Origin of the sequence: Pseudoponticoccus marisrubri (assembly GCF_001482405.1) — a bacterium.
GTDB classification, from domain to species: domain Bacteria; phylum Pseudomonadota; class Alphaproteobacteria; order Rhodobacterales; family Rhodobacteraceae; genus Pseudoponticoccus; species Pseudoponticoccus marisrubri.
This window is the reverse complement of record NZ_LPXO01000042.1, coordinates 1-1,381: the sequence shown is the minus strand read 5'-3', so window position 1 is coordinate 1,381 and position 1,381 is coordinate 1. Positions and strand designations below refer to the sequence as shown.

Annotated in this window: 1 protein-coding gene and 1 pseudogene; both read right to left on the bottom strand. The window is 61.8% G+C overall.

Going from position 1 to position 1,381, the window contains the following annotated elements:
- Positions 1-93: 93 nt before the first annotated feature.
- A pseudogene (locus tag AVJ23_RS21875) lies at positions 94-834 on the bottom strand (IS3 family transposase); the annotation flags it as partial.
- A 66-nt stretch (positions 835-900) separates the two neighbouring features.
- Positions 901-1,134 carry a hypothetical protein gene (locus AVJ23_RS21870; RefSeq protein WP_058864351.1) on the bottom strand — a complete coding sequence of 78 codons (234 nt, stop codon included), beginning with the start codon at positions 1,132-1,134 and terminating at the stop codon, positions 901-903.
- Positions 1,135-1,381: the final 247 nt, after the last annotated feature.

The window sequence follows — 1,381 nt, the reverse complement described above, 5'->3', positions numbered from 1 at the left end:
GGCTCCGCGCCTGCCGCACTTGCCAAGCCCGAAACCGACCACTACCAAAATCAAACCCGCAGACTCTCGTCATGAGCGAGGGACCAGCGGGGGGGTGGTCACGGCCTTTGTCTCCGATCCTGTGTCCCAGGCGTGCAGGTAGACGCACTCATATTTCAGGGTTCGCCACAGCCGCCCAGTGAAGATGTTGTCGAGGATTCTGCCTTTTTCATCCATTGAGATGCGCACCCCGGATCGGCGGAGCCGGTCAGTCCAGGCGAAGGACGTGAACTGGCTACCCTGATCCGTGTTCATGATCTCGAGCAGGCCGAACTTGTCGATGGCCTCGTTCAGTGCTTCGACGCAGAAGTCGGCCTCCAGCGTGTTCGAGATCCGCCAGGACAGGACTTTGCGGGTGTGCCAGTCCATGATCGCCACGAGGTATAGGAACCCGCGCCGCATGGGCAGGTAGGTGATGTCCGAACACCAGACCTGGTTCGGGCGTTCCACCCGCAGACCTCTGAGCAGGTAGGGATAGGTCTTGTGGCCCTTCGTCGGCCTGCTCGTGTTGGGCTTCTGGTAAATCGGCATGAGCCCCATCAGGCGCATCAGTCGCCGGATGCGCTTCTCGTTCACCAGGTGGCCGTCGTTGCGCAGGTGCCAGGTCATTTGCCGGACGCCGGAGAACGGCGTCTCCAGGTCCGAAGGACGCTCGTCGATCCGCCGCATCAGGCCGAGGTTCTGTTCGGTCTCGCCCTTGGGCATGTAGTAGAAAGACGAACGCGCGATCGACAGCAACCTGCACTGCTGGCCGATCGACAGATCCGGGTGGTCCGGCTCGATCATGCCGGTTCGGGACTGGCCTCGGACCAATGGCGGCCCAGTCCCTCACCACTTCCCGCCCCAGGGCTTCAGCTTTCGTTAAAAAAAAGTGTTGGCCACCGCCAGCTCCCCGATCTTGGCGTGGAGCTCCTTCACCTGCTCCTCGTCAATCTCCGGCTTCTTGCGGCCCCCGCGTTCGAACACACCGGAGGCGCCTTCGAGCAGGGCTCGCTTCCATTGATGGATCATCGTCGGATGCACCCCGAACCGGCTCGCCAGTTCGGCAGCGTTGTTCGTGCTTACGCCGCGCCACTGGCGCGACGGTCCCTCCAACCCTCGCCTTTCAGGGCTTCCAGCGCGACCTTCGCCTTGAACTCAGGCGCGTGCTGCTTCCGTTTCGATCTCTCTGATCTCCTTCTCGTCGAAGATCAGCAGACTGCAAATCGTAGCTTATGTCAGTGTCCGAATTTCGGGGAGCACCTCCGGTTCCCCGGTGGTCCGAGCGTTGCGCACGGTTTCGGTTCACCGACTTGTCCCGGGTTTCCCGGGAAGGATCGCGCGTTTCGCGGTGGTGTTTTCT